This is a genomic window from Bradyrhizobium sp. USDA 3240 (assembly GCF_054063295.1).
In genome coordinates this window covers 8,511,059-8,526,204 of record NZ_JBSSGD010000002.1, presented here as the reverse complement: position 1 = coordinate 8,526,204, position 15,146 = coordinate 8,511,059, and the positions used below count along the sequence as shown (strand labels likewise).

General features: G+C 65.2%; 14 protein-coding genes. 6 read left to right on the top strand and 8 right to left on the bottom strand.

Annotated features, from left to right (window positions below; genetic code table 11):
- The first annotated feature begins 68 nt into the window (after positions 1 to 68).
- Positions 69 to 839, top strand: coding sequence for a glucose 1-dehydrogenase (locus tag ACVIGA_RS40655; protein ID WP_456670456.1), 771 nt, complete (start codon positions 69 to 71; stop codon positions 837 to 839).
- 169 nt (positions 840 to 1,008) lie between these two features.
- On the opposite strand, the gene ACVIGA_RS40650 is transcribed toward ACVIGA_RS40655, so the two are convergent.
- The 3 genes from ACVIGA_RS40650 to ACVIGA_RS40640 all read right to left on the bottom strand — a co-directional run bounded on the left by ACVIGA_RS40650 (position 1,009) and on the right by ACVIGA_RS40640 (position 4,798).
- Positions 1,009 to 1,785 carry an outer membrane protein gene (locus ACVIGA_RS40650; protein WP_456670455.1) on the bottom strand — a complete coding sequence of 259 codons (777 nt, stop codon included), beginning with the start codon at positions 1,783 to 1,785 and terminating at the stop codon, positions 1,009 to 1,011.
- Positions 1,786 to 1,984: 199 nt separating this feature from the next.
- Positions 1,985 to 3,229: an FAD-dependent oxidoreductase gene (locus ACVIGA_RS40645; protein WP_456670454.1), complete on the bottom strand. Its 1,245-nt coding sequence runs from the start codon at positions 3,227 to 3,229 to the stop codon at positions 1,985 to 1,987.
- Between the two features lie 72 nt (positions 3,230 to 3,301).
- The gene (locus ACVIGA_RS40640; protein ID WP_456670453.1) at positions 3,302 to 4,798 is read right to left on the bottom strand and encodes a caspase family protein; all 1,497 of its coding nucleotides are present in this window, start codon (positions 4,796 to 4,798) and stop codon (positions 3,302 to 3,304) included.
- Between the two features lie 249 nt (positions 4,799 to 5,047).
- On the opposite strand from ACVIGA_RS40640, the gene ACVIGA_RS40635 reads away from it, so the two are divergent.
- From ACVIGA_RS40635 to ACVIGA_RS40615, 5 genes are all read left to right on the top strand, one after another.
- Entirely contained in the window at positions 5,048 to 6,001 is a 954-nt protein-coding gene (locus ACVIGA_RS40635; RefSeq protein WP_456670452.1) for a helix-turn-helix transcriptional regulator, read from the top strand.
- 115 nt (positions 6,002 to 6,116) lie between these two features.
- Entirely contained in the window at positions 6,117 to 6,731 is a 615-nt protein-coding gene (locus tag ACVIGA_RS40630) for a TetR/AcrR family transcriptional regulator (protein ID WP_456670451.1), read from the top strand.
- Between the two features lie 391 nt (positions 6,732 to 7,122).
- A complete protein-coding gene (locus ACVIGA_RS40625; RefSeq protein ID WP_456670450.1) occupies positions 7,123 to 7,818 on the top strand; it encodes a helix-turn-helix transcriptional regulator in 696 nt (231 codons plus the stop codon).
- Between the two features lie 252 nt (positions 7,819 to 8,070).
- Positions 8,071 to 9,558: a DEAD/DEAH box helicase gene (locus ACVIGA_RS40620; RefSeq protein WP_456670449.1), complete on the top strand. Its 1,488-nt coding sequence runs from the start codon at positions 8,071 to 8,073 to the stop codon at positions 9,556 to 9,558.
- 316 nt (positions 9,559 to 9,874) lie between these two features.
- Positions 9,875 to 10,942, top strand: coding sequence for a GGDEF domain-containing protein (locus tag ACVIGA_RS40615; RefSeq protein ID WP_375780802.1), 1,068 nt, complete (start codon positions 9,875 to 9,877; stop codon positions 10,940 to 10,942).
- 126 nt (positions 10,943 to 11,068) lie between these two features.
- Here ACVIGA_RS40615 and ACVIGA_RS40610 read toward each other — a convergent pair whose 3' ends face one another.
- From ACVIGA_RS40610 to sufD, 5 genes are all read right to left on the bottom strand, one after another.
- Positions 11,069 to 11,551, bottom strand: coding sequence for a TfoX/Sxy family protein (locus ACVIGA_RS40610; RefSeq protein ID WP_456670448.1), 483 nt, complete (start codon positions 11,549 to 11,551; stop codon positions 11,069 to 11,071).
- A gap of 184 nt (positions 11,552 to 11,735) precedes the next feature.
- Positions 11,736 to 12,125 carry a HesB/IscA family protein gene (locus tag ACVIGA_RS40605; RefSeq protein WP_018271449.1) on the bottom strand — a complete coding sequence of 130 codons (390 nt, stop codon included), beginning with the start codon at positions 12,123 to 12,125 and terminating at the stop codon, positions 11,736 to 11,738.
- A 74-nt stretch (positions 12,126 to 12,199) separates the two neighbouring features.
- On the bottom strand, positions 12,200 to 12,571 hold the full coding sequence (locus ACVIGA_RS40600) for an SUF system Fe-S cluster assembly protein (RefSeq protein ID WP_028342143.1): 372 nt from the start codon (positions 12,569 to 12,571) through the stop codon (positions 12,200 to 12,202).
- Positions 12,568 to 13,815, bottom strand: a complete 1,248-nt coding sequence (locus ACVIGA_RS40595) for a cysteine desulfurase (RefSeq protein ID WP_456670447.1) — start codon at positions 13,813 to 13,815, stop codon at positions 12,568 to 12,570. The genes ACVIGA_RS40600 and ACVIGA_RS40595 overlap by 4 nt, the downstream gene beginning before the upstream one ends.
- The gene (gene sufD / locus ACVIGA_RS40590; protein WP_456670446.1) at positions 13,812 to 15,134 is read right to left on the bottom strand and encodes a Fe-S cluster assembly protein SufD; all 1,323 of its coding nucleotides are present in this window, start codon (positions 15,132 to 15,134) and stop codon (positions 13,812 to 13,814) included. The genes ACVIGA_RS40595 and sufD overlap by 4 nt, the downstream gene beginning before the upstream one ends.
- Positions 15,135 to 15,146 lie beyond the last annotated feature (12 nt).

The following is a 15,146-nucleotide window of genomic DNA, read 5'->3' as shown; positions in this document are numbered from 1 at the left end:
CCGATCTGGTCAGCGCTCCGACGATCGGGCACTCTCTCCGCAGGTTCAAACCACAGCGGACAATAACAATGAGAAACGGACAGTTTGATCTCTCGGGCCGGGTCGCGATCGTCACCGGCGGCAACGGCGGCATCGGGCTTGGCATGGCGCGCGGCCTGGCGGACGCCGGCGCGGCGGTTGCCGTGGTCGGCCGGAACGAGGCGAAGTCGAAGGCTGCCGTCGACGATCTCGGCAAGCGCGGCGTCAAGGCGATCGCGGTGGCAACCGACGTGACCGACAAGGCCGCCGTCGCGGCGATGGTCGAGCGGGTCACGGGCGAGCTCGGCCGGATCGACATCCTCGTCAACAACGCCGGCATGAGCATCCGCAAGCCGCCGCACGAGCTCGAGCTCGACGAGTGGAGCAAGGTGATCGACACCAACCTCACCAGCGCCTTCCTGTGCTCGAAGGCGGCCTATCCGGCGCTCAAGGCGTCGGGCCACGGCAAGATCATCAATATCGGCTCGATGATGTCGATCTTCGGCGCGAGCTTCGCTGCGGCCTACGCCGCGAGCAAGGGCGGCATCGTGCAGTACACCCGCGCCTGCGCCAACGCCTGGGCCCCCGACAACATCCAGGTCAACGCCATCCTGCCGGGCTGGATCGACACCGATCTGACGAAGGGCGCGCGCCAGCAGGTCGCAGGCCTGCATGAGCGCGTGCTTGCACGCACGCCGGCGGCCCGCTGGGGAGCGATCGACGACTTCTCAGGGATTGCCGTATTCCTGGCCTCGCCGGCGTCGGACTTCGTCACCGGCACCGCGATCCCCGTCGACGGCGGCTACTCAGTGATGGCCTGAAACAGGCCCCTTGAAACACAAGAGCCCCGGCGCTTGCCGGGGCTCCTGCATCCTGTTCGCCTCACTAAAGCGTTTTCGAGCGAAGTGGCTACCGGTTCGCGTGAAGAAAACGCGTCAAAACTAGAATCTAGAGCCCCGTTCCGATTCAATCGGAACGGGGCTCTAGTGTTCAGTAACGCGCGATGACCGGCGCGTCGAACTTGTAGTTCATCCGCACCACCGCCCATTGGATGTCGCGCGGCTTGGCGTCGAACGTGTAGGTGCCCGCAGCGGTCCCGGCGAGTTGATAGGTCTGACGCTCGAAGGCTGCGTAGTTGTATTCGACGCCGACCGTCCAGTTGCGGGTGATGCCGTATTCCCAGCCGGCGCCGACCGTCCAGCCGCTGGCCCAGTGGGTCTGGCTGCCGGAGCCGGTTGCCGGCGGAAGGTTGTCGACGACGGACAGGCGGTTGTTCACGCCGGCATAGCCGCCCTTGAAATAGAGCAGATTGTTCTGCATCGCGTAGCCGGCACGACCGACGATCGTTGCCATGAAGTTCGAGCGCCAGCTGAATTGATCGTCGCGGCCGACGCCGAACACCGTGTTGGTGACGCGGCCGGAATTGTCGAGCCCGGAGAACGTGCCCTCGACGCCGAACACGAAGTTGTTGGCCTGCCAGTTGTAGCCGATCTGACCGCCACCCATGAAGCCCGAGCCGCGCTGCCGAAAGCCCTGGCCGGGTGCGAGATCGCCGAACGCCGTCGTGTTCGCGCTGTTGACCCACTGCTCGTTGGTCCAGGCGCCGCCGAGATGGCCGCCGAGGTAGAAGCCGGACCAGTTGTAGACCGTTTCCACATAGGCCGGCGCCTTGGTGTACGGACGGGCGGCAAGGTCGGCAGCCGATGCAGCGCCGACGCCGAGCGCCGTGGTCACGGTCAGCGCGGCAATGAATTTGGCATGAGACATGGTGGCATCCCCAGATTGTCTGACGGGGACGAGCTTTCCCAGAGAGACCCTTACCAAAAGCAAACTGCGGGAACCGGTCGCGCAGAATCCGTGTCTGCCGGTTTCGAATCATGTCGGTCTGTTGCAATCGCGCAACTTCTAACGGCTCCTTTAAGGAGCTGTTATCCTTGATAAATTCCTCCCCTGCGTGAGACGCCTGTCAACGCGCCGCCGGCGAGTGGACGTGCTCCGGCCGCACCCCGACCGCGACGAGACGCGCCGTCAGCCCTTGCAGCCAGGGCATCGCGGTGATCAACCGCAACGCGAACGGCACCGGCTGATCGCCGCCCTTCAGCGCGGCGCTGATGAGGTTGTTCTGCGCGATCACCTGCATGCGTTGCGTCACCCGCACCGGGAATTCGCGGCGTCGCCGCACGGCATCGAGCTCGTCCTCCGACGGGCAGCCAGTGACGAGCTTCGCCGCCAGGATGTTCGCGGTCGCGACCGCGTCCTGCACCGCGAGGTTGACGCCGACGCCGCCGATCGGCGACATCGCGTGCGCAGCGTCGCCGATGCAGAGCAGGCCGGAACGGGTCCAGCGCGTCAGGCGATTGATCGCAACCGTCAGCAGCTTGACGTCGTCAAAACTCTTCACGTCGGCAATGCCGGCCTTGAGGATCGGCGCGAGCCGCAGCACGTCGTCGAGCAGCGCCGGCAATCCCCTCGCCTTCACGGCTTCGTATTGTCCCTTGGCGATCACATAGGCACATTGCCAATAGTCGCCGCGATCGAACGTCACCATCATCTTGCCGTGGTCGATGCGGGCGAACAAATTCTCGGTCTCGTCCCGACGCCGCCCGACACGAAACCACAGCACGTCCATCGGCGCGCCGATCTCCTCAACGTCGAGGCCGGCGCGCTCGCGCACGATCGAATGGCGGCCGTCGCAGCCGATGGTGAGATCCGCCTCGATCTCGATCGGGCCGTCAGGCGTCTTCACATGGACGCCCGCAACAGCGTCGCCGCGCCGGATCAGGTCGGTCGCCTCGGCGCTCATCAGCACCTTCAGCGAAGGGAAGCGCTCGCCGCTCTCGCGCAGGAAATTGAGGAAGTCCCACTGCGGCATCATCGCGATGAAGGGATATTTGACGCTGAGGCGGCTGAGGTCGGCGATCCGCACCGCGGTGCCGCCGAACATGCCGTCGAGCCTCTGGATGTCCTGGTGCGGCAGCTTCAGGAAGCCGTCGATCAGACCGAGCTCGTCCATCACCTGCAGGGTCGACGGATGCACGGTGTCGCCGCGGAAGTCGCGGAAGAAATCGGCGTGCTTCTCCAGCACCACGACATCGACCCCGGCGCGCGCGAGCAGATAGCCGAGCATCATGCCGGCCGGCCCGCCGCCCACGACGCAGCAGCGCACGTTCATCTGACGCGTCTTCGGCGCTGCCGGATTGTCTGCATCCATGATGCCTTCCCTACCGCTGCTTCGACCCTCAGGCCTCGATTGTAACGCGGATCGGACGACAAGGATGCAAGGCTATCGCCTGAACGTCTTGATTTCCGACACGCTGCCATCGCGATAGGTCAGCTCCACCGAAACCGACTTGGTCTGCGGCGCGAGCTTCAGATAGGGCTGCGCGTCGGACGGGATTGCGCTCGGATCGCGCGAATTGCAGGCCGGCATCTTCAACACCTTGTCCGGCACCGCGGTGTCGATGCCGATCCGCACCTCGCGGATCGCGCAGCGATACGACATCAGGTGCGTGTAGTAGACGAGCAGCCCGTTGAACTCGCGGAACGACAGCCAGCTCGTCGCGGTCATGTCGAGGATCTTGCGCTGGTCGCGGATCAGCGCAGCGTCGGGATCGAACTTGATCGGGAACGGCCCCTGCATCTCGCCCTGCGTATCGACATAGCGAAGCTCAATCGTGGCCGCAGGCGCATCGGCCGGCAGCTCGATCGACGGATTGGGCATCCGCTTGCGCGTGCGCGGATCGAGTGTGTCCATGAAGCCGGTTTCGCGGAAGTCGCCGCTATCGCCGATCCGCCAGGAGATGCCGAGCGTCGGATCGGCGATCGAGAACACGACGGTCCAGCCGCCATTGTGCCGCGAGAAGCTCGCGATCGGCGCGTTGATAGAATCGTCCTTCGGCAGCTTCGGCACCGAGACCGGCGGCAGCGCGGCCACCTGCTGCGGCGGAGCGGACGGCTTGGCCGCCTCGGCCTGCGCCTTCGCGATCCCGTTGAGGAAGACGTCGTCGACCATCTGGTCGAAATAGACCGGGATCTGCTTGTGCTTCACGGTCTCCGCCATCTCGCTGACCAGACGCCGCGTACGCTGGGCGACCTGCACGAGGTTTTCACCGGGCTGCAGCAGCTCCCTGGCAAAAGTCCGCGTGAACACCGAATTGGGATTGGCGTCGTCGTTCGAGAGACGGTCGAGCGCGGTCTGGCGCGGCCCCGCCGAGAACACCGAGAACACGCCTTCCGGCAGCTGCGTCATCGGCGCAAGGCCACCGCCACCGGCAACGGCGCGCGTGCCGGCGCGCTCGAATGGATTGTTGCGGCAGGCGTCGAACACCAGGATCGAGGTCCGCGCCTTCTTGTTCTGCAATCGCTCGATGATGCGGTCGGCGAGAACCGAGGCGTCGCGCACCAGCTCCTCCTGCCCTTCGGTCGCGGCCGGCACGTCGGTCGGCAGCAGGAAGTTCTGGCCCGCGATCTCGAAGCCGTGACCGGCATAGAAGAAGAACGCGGTGTCGCCGGGTTCCACGGCGCGGTCGAAGGCGAGCAGCGTCTCGGAGAACGCCTGCCGGTTCAGATTCTCGGCCACCATGACGTTGAAACCGAGCTGCTTCAGCGTGTCGCCCATGGTGCGGGCGTCATTCACCGCCTTCTGCAGCTTGGGTACGTTCCTGTAATCATTGTTGCCGATCACCAGGGCGACGCGCTTTTCAGCCTGGGCGGGCGCCACCGACGCAACAAATGCGACCGCCAACAGGGTCGCTGAAAGTCTCGAAAGCCAGCTCTTCATCCCAATTCCCGCCTGCACGACAAGTGCGCCGCTCGTGCGACCGCCGCCTAATAGTCGGATCAGCCGTTTGGCCGGTTCAAGGCCGACGCCGGACGGCCGTCGTGACCGCCGCCTTGGCGACCCTCTCGGCCCCATGAGGCGTCCCGTCCGTCCTAGGTCAAGTTTCTTTTTACGGCCCGCATGATAGATTCCACCTTCCATCCGGCGCGAGCTCTCCGCACGTCCCAAGGGCATTCCAGGGGCTTTTCCGTGTACACATGGTCCACTGAGCAAGTCGATCCCCGCGATCGCTTCGACTATTGGCGCGAGGTGCGCGCCAAGGGGTTGTTCGGCGTCACCGCGGAACTCGAACCCGAGCACCGCCGCGACTTCTTCGGCGAGTTCTCGCTGCGCCAGCTCGGCGATGCCGGGCTGGTCGAGCTGCGGGCCTCGCCCTACCGCGTCGAGCGGCGCGCCGGCGACATCGCCGACGCCCGCAGCGACAGCCTGTGCATCTATCAGCAGCTCGGCGGTGGCGGCTGGTTCGGCGGCGCGCGGCTCGATGAATTCGCGGTGCGCGACGGCATGTTCGCGACCAGCTATTCGGACTTGCCCTATCAGACCGCCCCGCTTCGCGACGACGGCTTCCACCTGCGCATCATCAAGATCCCGGTGGCGAACCTCGTCCCGCCGGGCGCCGAGCTCGGCGAATTCGTCCCGCGGCCGGTGCAGGATGAGACCGCGCTGCGGCCATTGTTGGAATCCTGCTTCCGCGACCTCGTCGAAGGCCATGACGCCACCGCGGCGGACGCGGCCCCGATGGTGCAGGCCCTCGCCCATATCGCGCTGATCGAGCGCGGCATCATGCGGCCCAAGAGCCGGCTCGCGCAGCAGGCCCTGCGAAGCGCCCATCGGTCACTGGCCCGCCGCCTGATCCGGCAGCATCTGTCGAGTACGGAGCTGACGCCAACGCTGATCGCCGGCCTGCTCGGCATCTCGGTCCGTCACCTGCACATCCTGTTCGAGGAGACGGAGAAAACTTTCTCGGAGACCGTCACCGCGCTTCGGCTCGCGCAAAGCCGCCGCCTGCTCCGCGAGCGATCCGGGCAGACGATCGCCGAGGTGGCGTTTGCCTGCGGCTTCGAGAGCCTCGCGACGTTCTACCGTCTCTTCAATGCGTCCGAATCGATGACCCCGGGCGACTACCGGGCTCGGGTGGCCTGAGCCTCGATCCGAACCGGCCGGGACACCGGGCACTTGCGGGTTGCTAAAGCGCCGTGATGCCCGTAATCGGGATTCCCGGCGTCACGCGCCGTCCCTCGTCGTCCCTGGGATTCTGATGTCGAAGAAGATAATCAAGCCTGGACCTGACCTGCTGGCACAGGTCAATCAGGCTTTTCTCGACTACGGCTACAGCGGGCTGTCGATGGTCGGGCTGGCCAAGGCCTGCGGCTTCACGCAGCGCGCGCTGTATTACTATTTCAGCAACAAGGAAGAGGCGTTTCGCGCCGTCATCGCCTGGCGCCACGTCGAGGACATGGCACTCGCGCTGGAGGCCGGCCGGTCCGTGCGGGCGAAGGGCGGCGGCGCGCTGGATATTTTCGCGACGATTCTCGACGTCCGCTACGGCGAGACGCGGCGCCGCCTCACCCATTCGCCGCACACCGTCGAGCTCAATGCCGAGGCCTTCAAGCGCTGCCGCGATTTGATGATCAAATCCGCCGTCTCGTTCCAGGCCGATCTGGAAAGACTGGTGATCGAGTTGCAGGCCGCACGGCTACTGAAGCTGAACGGCGCGTTCAAACCGGTGCAGATCGCACAGGCCCTTGCGGACGGCGCGCGGGCCGTCAACCAGGCGCTGCCGCCGATCGCCCGCGACGACTTCTCGGCCCGCTACCGCCAGATGTGCGCGATGGTGCTCTACGGCTGCGCCGTGATGCCGAAGCGGAAGTAGTCCGCACGACGGCCCGCGCGCGCGACCGTCGCCGATCAGCAAGACCCTCCCAACTGTCGACCGTCAGGGACCGGCCGGACCATTTCGCCGGACGGTGGATAAGTTTTGACGCTTGTTAGCCATTTCATATCTTACACGACTATATGAAATGTACGATATTGCTCGCAAGACCTTTGGAGACGCCTCGAATGGCTGACATGGGACAAACGGACGACCCGGCCAATCGCGGCGCGTCCCGCGTCCTCCGAACCGAAGTGATCAGCCTGCGCGCATTGAGAGGATAATTTCCGGCGATTTCGCCAGAACCGCGCTGGCGCTTCGCCCCGGCTCGGCACAGCCAATTTCTTTACCGGCGACGCGCGCTCTGCGGCAGAGCGAGGGGTCATGCACGATGCGCACTAAGCTCGAGGACTACGGCACGGAATCGCCATCCGCAGGCCCGGCGTGCGCCCCTGGCTCCGATGCCCTGGACCAGCGCGTTGATCAGACTGCAGCCCTCGCGCTTGCGCGTCGGAGTTCTCCGACGACAAGCAATCGCGGCTGGGCGCCGTTGCTCGAAGCCTGCCTTGCCGATTTCAAGGAGGCCACCGAGGCCGGTGATACCGCGAACATTCCCGCGCTGGTCAAGATCGTGGCGGAGCTTGCGTTGATCGAGCGCGGCGCGATCAGGCCGGGCAGCCGCCGCGCCCAGCAGGCGCTGCGCGTCGGCCGGCTCAGCCTCGCGCGCCGCCTCATCACGCGCCACCTCGCGAAGCCGGCGCTGTCGCCGGGGATGATCGCCGACCTGCTCGGCGTCTCGGTCCGCTACCTGCACGTTCTGTTCGAAGCGACGGGGGCGAGCTTTTCGCAGACCGTCACCGCCGAGCGCCTGAACGAGAGCCGCAGGCTGCTTTGTGAAAAGCCGCCGCGGCCGATCGCCGACATCGCCCTCGCCTGCGGGTTCGGCAGCCTCGCGACGTTCTACCGGATCTTCAGCGCCTCCGAAGGCCTGACGCCCGGCGAATTCAGGGCCCGAAACAGCGTGCAGGCCCCCGTCGAGGCCGCGCCATCGGATACGAGGGGAATGATTCATTTGACCGACAAATGACGGAAACGGCGGTTATTTTGGCGAAAACATTAAGCTTTTTCGGCCATCCGGCTGGTTCCAAGATTGACTTTACCGCTTTCGCCCCTATGTTGCGGGCAACGCGGCCCTCGGATCGAAACGCGATTCGTCAGGTTTGCCGTCCGTCAGCGTTAGCCAGAGCCCCCGAGCTTTATAGAAAAGCGAGCCGTTTCGGGGCCGAACGCGACAGCCTTTTACCTGCGATGCCGAACGGCGGTTTCGACCAGAGGCTCAATGTCTTTTTCCAATCTAGGCCTGTCCGATAAGGTCCTCGCCGCAGTTGCGGCCACCGGTTACACCACTCCCACTCCCATCCAGGAACAGGCAATCCCGCACGTCCTCGCCCGGCGCGACGTTCTCGGCATTGCCCAGACCGGCACCGGCAAGACGGCTGCCTTCGTCCTCCCGATGCTCACCCTGCTCGAGAAGGGCCGTGCGCGGGCACGCATGCCGCGCACCCTGATCCTCGAGCCGACCCGCGAGCTTGCCGCTCAGGTGAAGGAGCAGTTCGACAAATACGGCGCCGGTCAGAAATTGAACGTCGCGCTGCTGATCGGCGGCGTCTCGTTCGGCGACCAGGACTCCAAGCTGATGCGCGGCGTCGACGTTCTGATCGCAACGCCCGGCCGCCTGCTCGACCACACCGAGCGCGGCGGATTGCTGCTCACCGGTGTCGAGCTGCTGGTGATCGACGAAGCCGACCGCATGCTCGACATGGGTTTCATTCCCGACATCGAACGCATCTGCAAGCTCGTCCCGTTCACGCGGCAGACCCTGTTCTTCACCGCGACGATGCCGCCTGAGATCAGCCGCATCACCGAGGCCTTCCTGCACAATCCGGCCCGGATCGAAGTCTCCAAGCCCGCGACCACTGCCGTCACCGTCACGCAATTGCAGGTCCCGGCCGGTCGCGAAGCGCACGACAAGCGCGAGATCCTCCGCCGCCTGCTGCGCGACGCCAAGGACCTCAACAACGCGATCATCTTCTGCAATCGCAAGCGCGAAGTCGCCGTCCTTCACAAATCACTCCAGAAGCATGGCTTCAGTGTCGGCGCCCTGCACGGCGACATGGATCAGTCCGCCCGCACCGCGGCGCTGGATCAATTCCGCAAGGGTGAGATTCCGCTGCTCGTCGCCTCCGACGTCGCCGCTCGCGGCCTCGACATTCCCGCGGTGAGCCACGTCTTCAATTTCGACGTGCCGCACCACCCCGACGATTACGTCCACCGCATCGGCCGTACCGGCCGCGCCGGACGCACCGGTACCGCGATCTCCATCGTCACCTCGCTCGACAGCAAGTCGATGACTGCGATCGAGAAGCTGATCGGCCAGCCGATCCCGCGCGCGGAGGGCGACTACACCGTTAAGAGCGAGTCCTCCGACGAGGACGGTGCGCCGCGCCGCTCGCGCAGCCGCGAAGGTTCGCGCGACGGCGCCCGAGGCGGCCGCAAGCCGCGACGTGAGCGCGAGCCGCGTCAAGGCGAACGCGAAGCGCGTCACGGTGAGCCGCGTCAGGACCAGGAGCCCCGCCAGGAGCGTGCAGCCAAGCCGGAGCGCGAACCGCGTCACGGCCGCGGCACCGCGCCCAGGGCCACCCCGTCGCACGTGCCGTCGATCGGGCGTGCCGAGCCATCGCGGCCGCAGCGCGAGGCGGACCATGAGCCCGCCGATCATTCGCACCTGCCCGCCTTCCTGCTGCGACCTGTGCGCGCACGCGCCTAGGGCCGGCTCCGATGCCGCCGCGCCAGCGGCGGCATTCCGCCGAATCTGTTTCGCCGCCGCCGACCGACACCCACGCTGATTTCTCGCGTTTGAAGCAAATGCGCGCAGTTTTCGCAGCGCAATGGCGAGCAAGCCAAAAGCTTGCGAAAGCCGCGCGCGATCCGCGATGGGATCGCGTTCGTACGACATTAGTCGCGGCGAAATCCCCGTAGTTCCACTGTTTACCTTGCCTTCATTCTCGTCCCGTACGCTCGCGCCAATAATTTAGTCATTGCTGCCGGGCATGACCGGCATTGCGTGCATTAAGGACGTAACAGTGGTCAAGCTGCTGGACGAACACGAACGTACGTTGGCCTTTGCCGAAGTCGCGCTTGGTCAGATTCGCTCGCTTCGCCAGACCGCCGTCCCCCGCAACTATGAGATCTGGTACGTCTACGCGACCGGATACAACGCACCGCTCAACAAGGTCATCAACGAGACGCTGGCGCGCAGCGGCAAGCTCTCTGAATCCGATCTCGAGCAGATCTACGAAACCTACCTTTCGCACATCAAGACCTCGGACCGCATCGACAAGGTCGGCGCACGCGTCATCGGCGAGATCGATGCCGTCATGCGGCTGATCACCGATGCGCTCGGCGTGTCCGCGACCTACGACGCGAGCCTCGTCGGCGCCAGCGACCGGCTCTCGACCGCGACCACCCGCGACCAAATCAAGACCATCGTCGAGGGGCTGGCCAAATCGACGCGCGAGATGCGCGAGACCAATCAGGCACTGGAGAACCGGCTCGCGCTGTCGAAGTCGGAGATCAGCGACCTGCAACACAGCCTCGAGGCGATCCGTGCCGAGAGCCTGACCGATCCGCTCACCGGCCTCGGCAACCGCAAATATTTCGACCGCTCGATCGACATGGCGGTGCAGGCTGCATTGGGCAGCGGCGAGCCGCTGTCGCTGCTGATGTTCGACATCGATCACTTCAAGTCGTTCAACGATTCCTACGGCCATCTCACCGGCGACCAGGTGCTGCGGCTGGTGGCGCAGTCGCTGAAGCAGACCATCAAGGGCCAGGACATCACCGCCCGCTATGGCGGCGAGGAATTCGCCGTGGTCCTCCCCAACACCGCGCTGCGCCAGGCGCTGACGGTCGCCGACCACATCCGCCGCGCCGTGATGGCCAAGGAGCTGAAGAAGAAGTCGACCGGCGAGATCCTCGGCCGCGTCACGATCTCGGTCGGCGTCTCCATGCTGAAGCCGGCCGACGACACCGATTCCCTGATCGAGCGCGCCGACGCCTGCCTCTATGCCGCCAAGCGCGCCGGCCGCAACCGCGTGATCTGCGAAGCCGACCCGGAATACAGCGCCGAGACCCAGACCCAAGTGGCGTGACCGGTCCGCGTCTTTCTCCCCATCGTCATTGCGAGCGAAGCGAAGCAATCCATCTGCCCGCAAATGCGGATAGATGGATTGCTTCGTCGCTACGCTCCTCGCAATGACGTGGATAGAGCGGCGGCCTTAGGGTGAGGATTTTTTCTTCGGAGCGCGCCTGCTGGTCGTCTTGGCCGCTTTCTTCGCCGCTCTTTTGGTCGTTGCCCTCTTCCCCGCGCTCTTCTTCGCGGCGACCTTCTTCACCGGCGCCTTCGCCGTCCGCTCAGCCGATCGTTTCCTCGGCCGCTTGCGCAGCGCGGCGCGCCGGGCGGCGCCGAGCGCCGAGCGTGCCCAGACCGCAAGCTCCCCGGAATCATCGAACAGCCGCGCCGGCAGCTGCCAGTACGAGTTCACCGTGACGGTTTTTTCCCGCGTCGTGTACTGGAACGGCTTGGAGCCTTCGGCCTCGAACTGCGGAATGGTCTCCTCGTCGGCGCGGAAGTAGAGCCCGGCACGCAAGGCGAGCGCGAAGTTGGTGCCGTCAGCGGAGATGCCGTAGCCGGAGAACATCCGGCGCAGCGTGACCGGGCCGAAATCGGCGAACAGGTCGGTCAGGAATTCGCGGTCCATATGCCCATCGCCCCGCTTTGCACGCTCAAGGGAAGAGCGCGTCACCATCCACGTCATTGCGAGCGAAGCGAAGCAATCCACCCAACCGCGTGTGCGGACCCATGGATTGCTTCGTCGCTATCGCTCCTCGCAATGACGCCGGATGGAATTGGTGGTTGCGCCGCAGAGACCGGCGCTTCCTTGATCAGACCGTCGCCGGCTTGAGCTGCACCGATTCGCCGCAACCGCAGGCGGAAACCTGGTTCGGGTTGTTGAACACGAACTGGGCCTGCATCCTGTCGGCCACGTAGTCCATCTCGGTGCCGAGCAGGAACAGCACGGCCTTCGGATCGACCAGGATCTTCACGCCCTTGTCCTCGACCACTTCGTCGGTCGGACGGATCTCGTGGGCGTACTCAACGGTGTAGGATTGTCCGGCGCAGCCGCCGTTCTTGATGCCGACGCGCAGGCCGACGATCTCGGAATCGGCGCGCTTGGTCAGCTCGGTGATCCGCTCCGCCGCGGCATCAGTCAGTCTCATAACCTGCGGGCGCGGGCGCTTCGGCTTGGCTGGGGTCGGTGAGGCTTGTGTCATGTCACTCATGTGGTCAGTCCCGGCGGCAAATCAATTGCCAGTCATTCCAAGGTTAAGCTCGATCCCCTAACGCATCACCACATATTGAGGACAAGGCGTGCCTCGTCCGACATCCGGTCCGGCGTCCAGGCCGGATCCCACACCAGATTGACGTTGACGACGCCGACGCCGGGGACGCTGGCAACCGCGTTCTCGACCATCTGCGGCAATTCGCCGGCGGCCGGGCAGTTCGGGGTGGTCAGCGTCATCAGGATGTCAACCGAGCGATCATCCTTGAGATCGACCTTGTAGATCAGGCCGAGCTCGTAGATGTCGGCCGGGATTTCCGGGTCGAACACCGTCTTCAGCGCCGCGACGATCTCGCCGCTCATGCGCTCGGTCTCCTCCGCCGGCAGCGCCGAGGTGGTTTCCATGGTGGCCGTCTTGACTTCGGCTGTATCGGTCATGCGAACAATTCCCGCGCCTTGATCAGCGCTTGCGCCAGATGGTCGACTTCTTCCCTTGTATTATACATCCCGAAGGATGCGCGGCAGGTGGCCGTGACGTTGAACCGCTCTAAAAGCGGCATCACGCAATGGGTGCCGGCGCGCACCGCGATGCCCTGCCGGTCGATCACGGTCGCGACATCGTGGGGGTGCGCGCCCTTCATCTCGAACGAGATCACCGGACCCTTGTTGCGGGCGGTGCCGATCACGCGAATCGAATTGATCTCGCGCAGGCGCTCCTGCGCGTAGCTGAGCAGCTCATGCTCATGCGCGGCGATGCGCTCCTTGCCGATCGAATTGACGTAGTCGATCGCAGCACCCAGCCCGATCGCCTCGACGATCGGCGGCGTCCCGGCCTCGAACTTGTGCGGCGGATCGCCATAGGTGACCCAGTCCTTGGCCACTTCACGGATCATCTCGCCGCCGCCGTTGAACGGCCGCATCGCCACCAGATGCTCGTGCTTGGCGTAGAGCGCGCCGATGCCGGTCGGCCCGTACACCTTGTGGCCGGTGAAGGCGTAGAAATCGCAATCGAGGTCCTGGACATCGACAGGCAGATGCACCGCGCCCTGTGCGCCGTCCACCAGCACCGGAATGCCGCGGGCGTGCGCGAGCCGGACCACCTCCTTGACCGGAACCAGCGTGCCGAGCGCGTTCGACATCTGGGTGATGGCGACGATCTTGGTGCGCGGGCTCAGGAGCTTCTCGAACTCCTCGATCAGGAAGTTGCCCTCGTCGTCGACCGGCGCCCACTTGATCACGGCGCCATGGCGTTCCCTGAGGAAGTGCCACGGCACGATGTTGGAGTGGTGCTCCATGATCGAGAGGACGATCTCGTCGCCCTCCCCAATGTTCACCCCGCCCCAGGACGATGCCACCAGGTTGATCGCCTCGGTGACGTTGCGGGTGAAGACGATCTCTTCGCTGCGGCGGGCGTTGATGAACTGCGCGACCTTGCCGCGGGCGCCCTCATAGGCCTCCGTCGCCGCATTGGCGAGGTAATGCAGGCCGCGATGCACGTTGGCGTATTCGCTCTTGTAGGCCTCGGTCATGCGGTCGAGCACCGCATTCGGCTTCTGCGCCGAGGCCGCGTTGTCGAGATAGACCAGCGGCTTGCCGTAGATCTGCATGGCGAGCGCCGGGAAATCCTGCCGCACCAGAGCGACGTCGTAAGAACCGTTCGCGACCGCCTTGTGCATGCTCACGCCCTCGCCTGAAGCCAGCGCTGCGCGGTGGCAATTGCGACCTCGCGCAACGCGTCGCTGGCAATCGTCTCGATCGCCTCGCCGACGAAGGCCTGGATCAGAAGCGCCTGCGCTTCCTTCTCCGGCAGTCCGCGGGCGCGCATGTAGAACAGCAGGCTCTCGTCGAGCGCACCGGTGGTCGCACCGTGACCGCAGGTGACGTCGTCGGCGAAGATTTCGAGCTCCGGCTTGTTGTCGGCTTCCGCGTCGTCGGACAGCAGCAGCGCGCGGGTCATCATCTTGGCGTCGGTCTTCTGGGCGTCCGGACGGACGATGATGCGGCCCTGGAATACCGAATGGGCACGGTCGTCGACGACGGCACGGAATATCTCGCGGCTCGCGCAGTGTGGCACCGCGTGATCCATGAACAGCGTGGTGTCGGCGTGCTGCTTGCCGTTGATCAGGTTGACGCCGTTGGTCTCAACATTGGAGCCCTCGCCGGCGCAGGTGACCGTCAGCTGGTAGCGGCTGACATGACCGCCCGAGGTCAGGCCGAACGTGTTGAAATGGGAGTGCGCACCGAGCGACACGGTCGCCGAGGAAATGTTGAAGGCATCGACGCTGTCTTCGACCAGACGCACGTGATCGAGCCGCGCATTGTCGCCGATCGCGACAATCAGCCCGTCATGGGTCTGGTAGGCCTTGGCGCCCTCGCCGGCGAGATAGCTCTCCACCAGCGTCACGCCGGTGTCGCGGCCGACCCGGAGCAGCGAGCGCGTGAACATAGCAACCGGCGTCGCGCCAGAGGCGACGTGGACGATGTGCAGCGGCTGGGCCGGCACCGTGCCATTGGCGACGTCGATGACGACGCCGTCGGTCGCCATCGCACCGTTCAGTGCGATCATGGGATTGGACGTGTCTAACGCAAAGGCCTGCGCCGAAAGCGCGGCATCGCCGGCGTCGAGCACCTCGTGCAGCGGGCGGATGCTGAGTCCCTTGTCGAGATTACCGAGATCGGACAGATCAGGCGCGAAAGCGCCGTCGACCAGCACCAAGCGGCGCACGCCGTCGATCGCCCGCAGCTTGACGGCAGCAGCGGCGCGATTCAGTGCTGCGGCATCCGGCGCAGGGGCCAGCGGCAGCACCTCGCGCATCAGCGCGCGCAGGTCGGTGTACTTCCAATCCTCGATCCGGCGATGCGGCAGGCCAAGGCGCTCATAGGCCTCGAATGCCTCGCGGCGCTGATCGGCAATCTTGCCCTTGCCCGGCAGACGGTCGCGCACGACGGCGAATGCATCGCCCAGCGCGCGTCCGGTCTCGGTCTTTGCAACAACGTTCATCTGAGAACCCGC

What these genes read in the sequence shown, in the direction of transcription:
- ACVIGA_RS40625 (WP_456670450.1), top strand. Translation starts at nt 7,123, where the DNA reads ATGCGCACTAAGCTCGAGGACTACGGCACGGAATCGCCATCCGCAGGC.
- sufD (WP_456670446.1), bottom strand. Translation starts at nt 15,134, where the DNA reads ATGAACGTTGTTGCAAAGACCGAGACCGGACGCGCGCTGGGCGATGCA.
- ACVIGA_RS40640 (WP_456670453.1), bottom strand. Translation starts at nt 4,798, where the DNA reads ATGAAGAGCTGGCTTTCGAGACTTTCAGCGACCCTGTTGGCGGTCGCA.
- ACVIGA_RS40645 (WP_456670454.1), bottom strand. Translation starts at nt 3,229, where the DNA reads ATGGATGCAGACAATCCGGCAGCGCCGAAGACGCGTCAGATGAACGTG.
- ACVIGA_RS40600 (WP_028342143.1), bottom strand. Translation starts at nt 12,571, where the DNA reads ATGACCGATACAGCCGAAGTCAAGACGGCCACCATGGAAACCACCTCG.
- ACVIGA_RS40610 (WP_456670448.1), bottom strand. Translation starts at nt 11,551, where the DNA reads ATGGACCGCGAATTCCTGACCGACCTGTTCGCCGATTTCGGCCCGGTC.
- ACVIGA_RS40655 (WP_456670456.1), top strand. Translation starts at nt 69, where the DNA reads ATGAGAAACGGACAGTTTGATCTCTCGGGCCGGGTCGCGATCGTCACC.
- ACVIGA_RS40630 (WP_456670451.1), top strand. Translation starts at nt 6,117, where the DNA reads ATGTCGAAGAAGATAATCAAGCCTGGACCTGACCTGCTGGCACAGGTC.
- ACVIGA_RS40650 (WP_456670455.1), bottom strand. Translation starts at nt 1,785, where the DNA reads ATGTCTCATGCCAAATTCATTGCCGCGCTGACCGTGACCACGGCGCTC.
- ACVIGA_RS40620 (WP_456670449.1), top strand. Translation starts at nt 8,071, where the DNA reads ATGTCTTTTTCCAATCTAGGCCTGTCCGATAAGGTCCTCGCCGCAGTT.
- ACVIGA_RS40605 (WP_018271449.1), bottom strand. Translation starts at nt 12,125, where the DNA reads ATGACACAAGCCTCACCGACCCCAGCCAAGCCGAAGCGCCCGCGCCCG.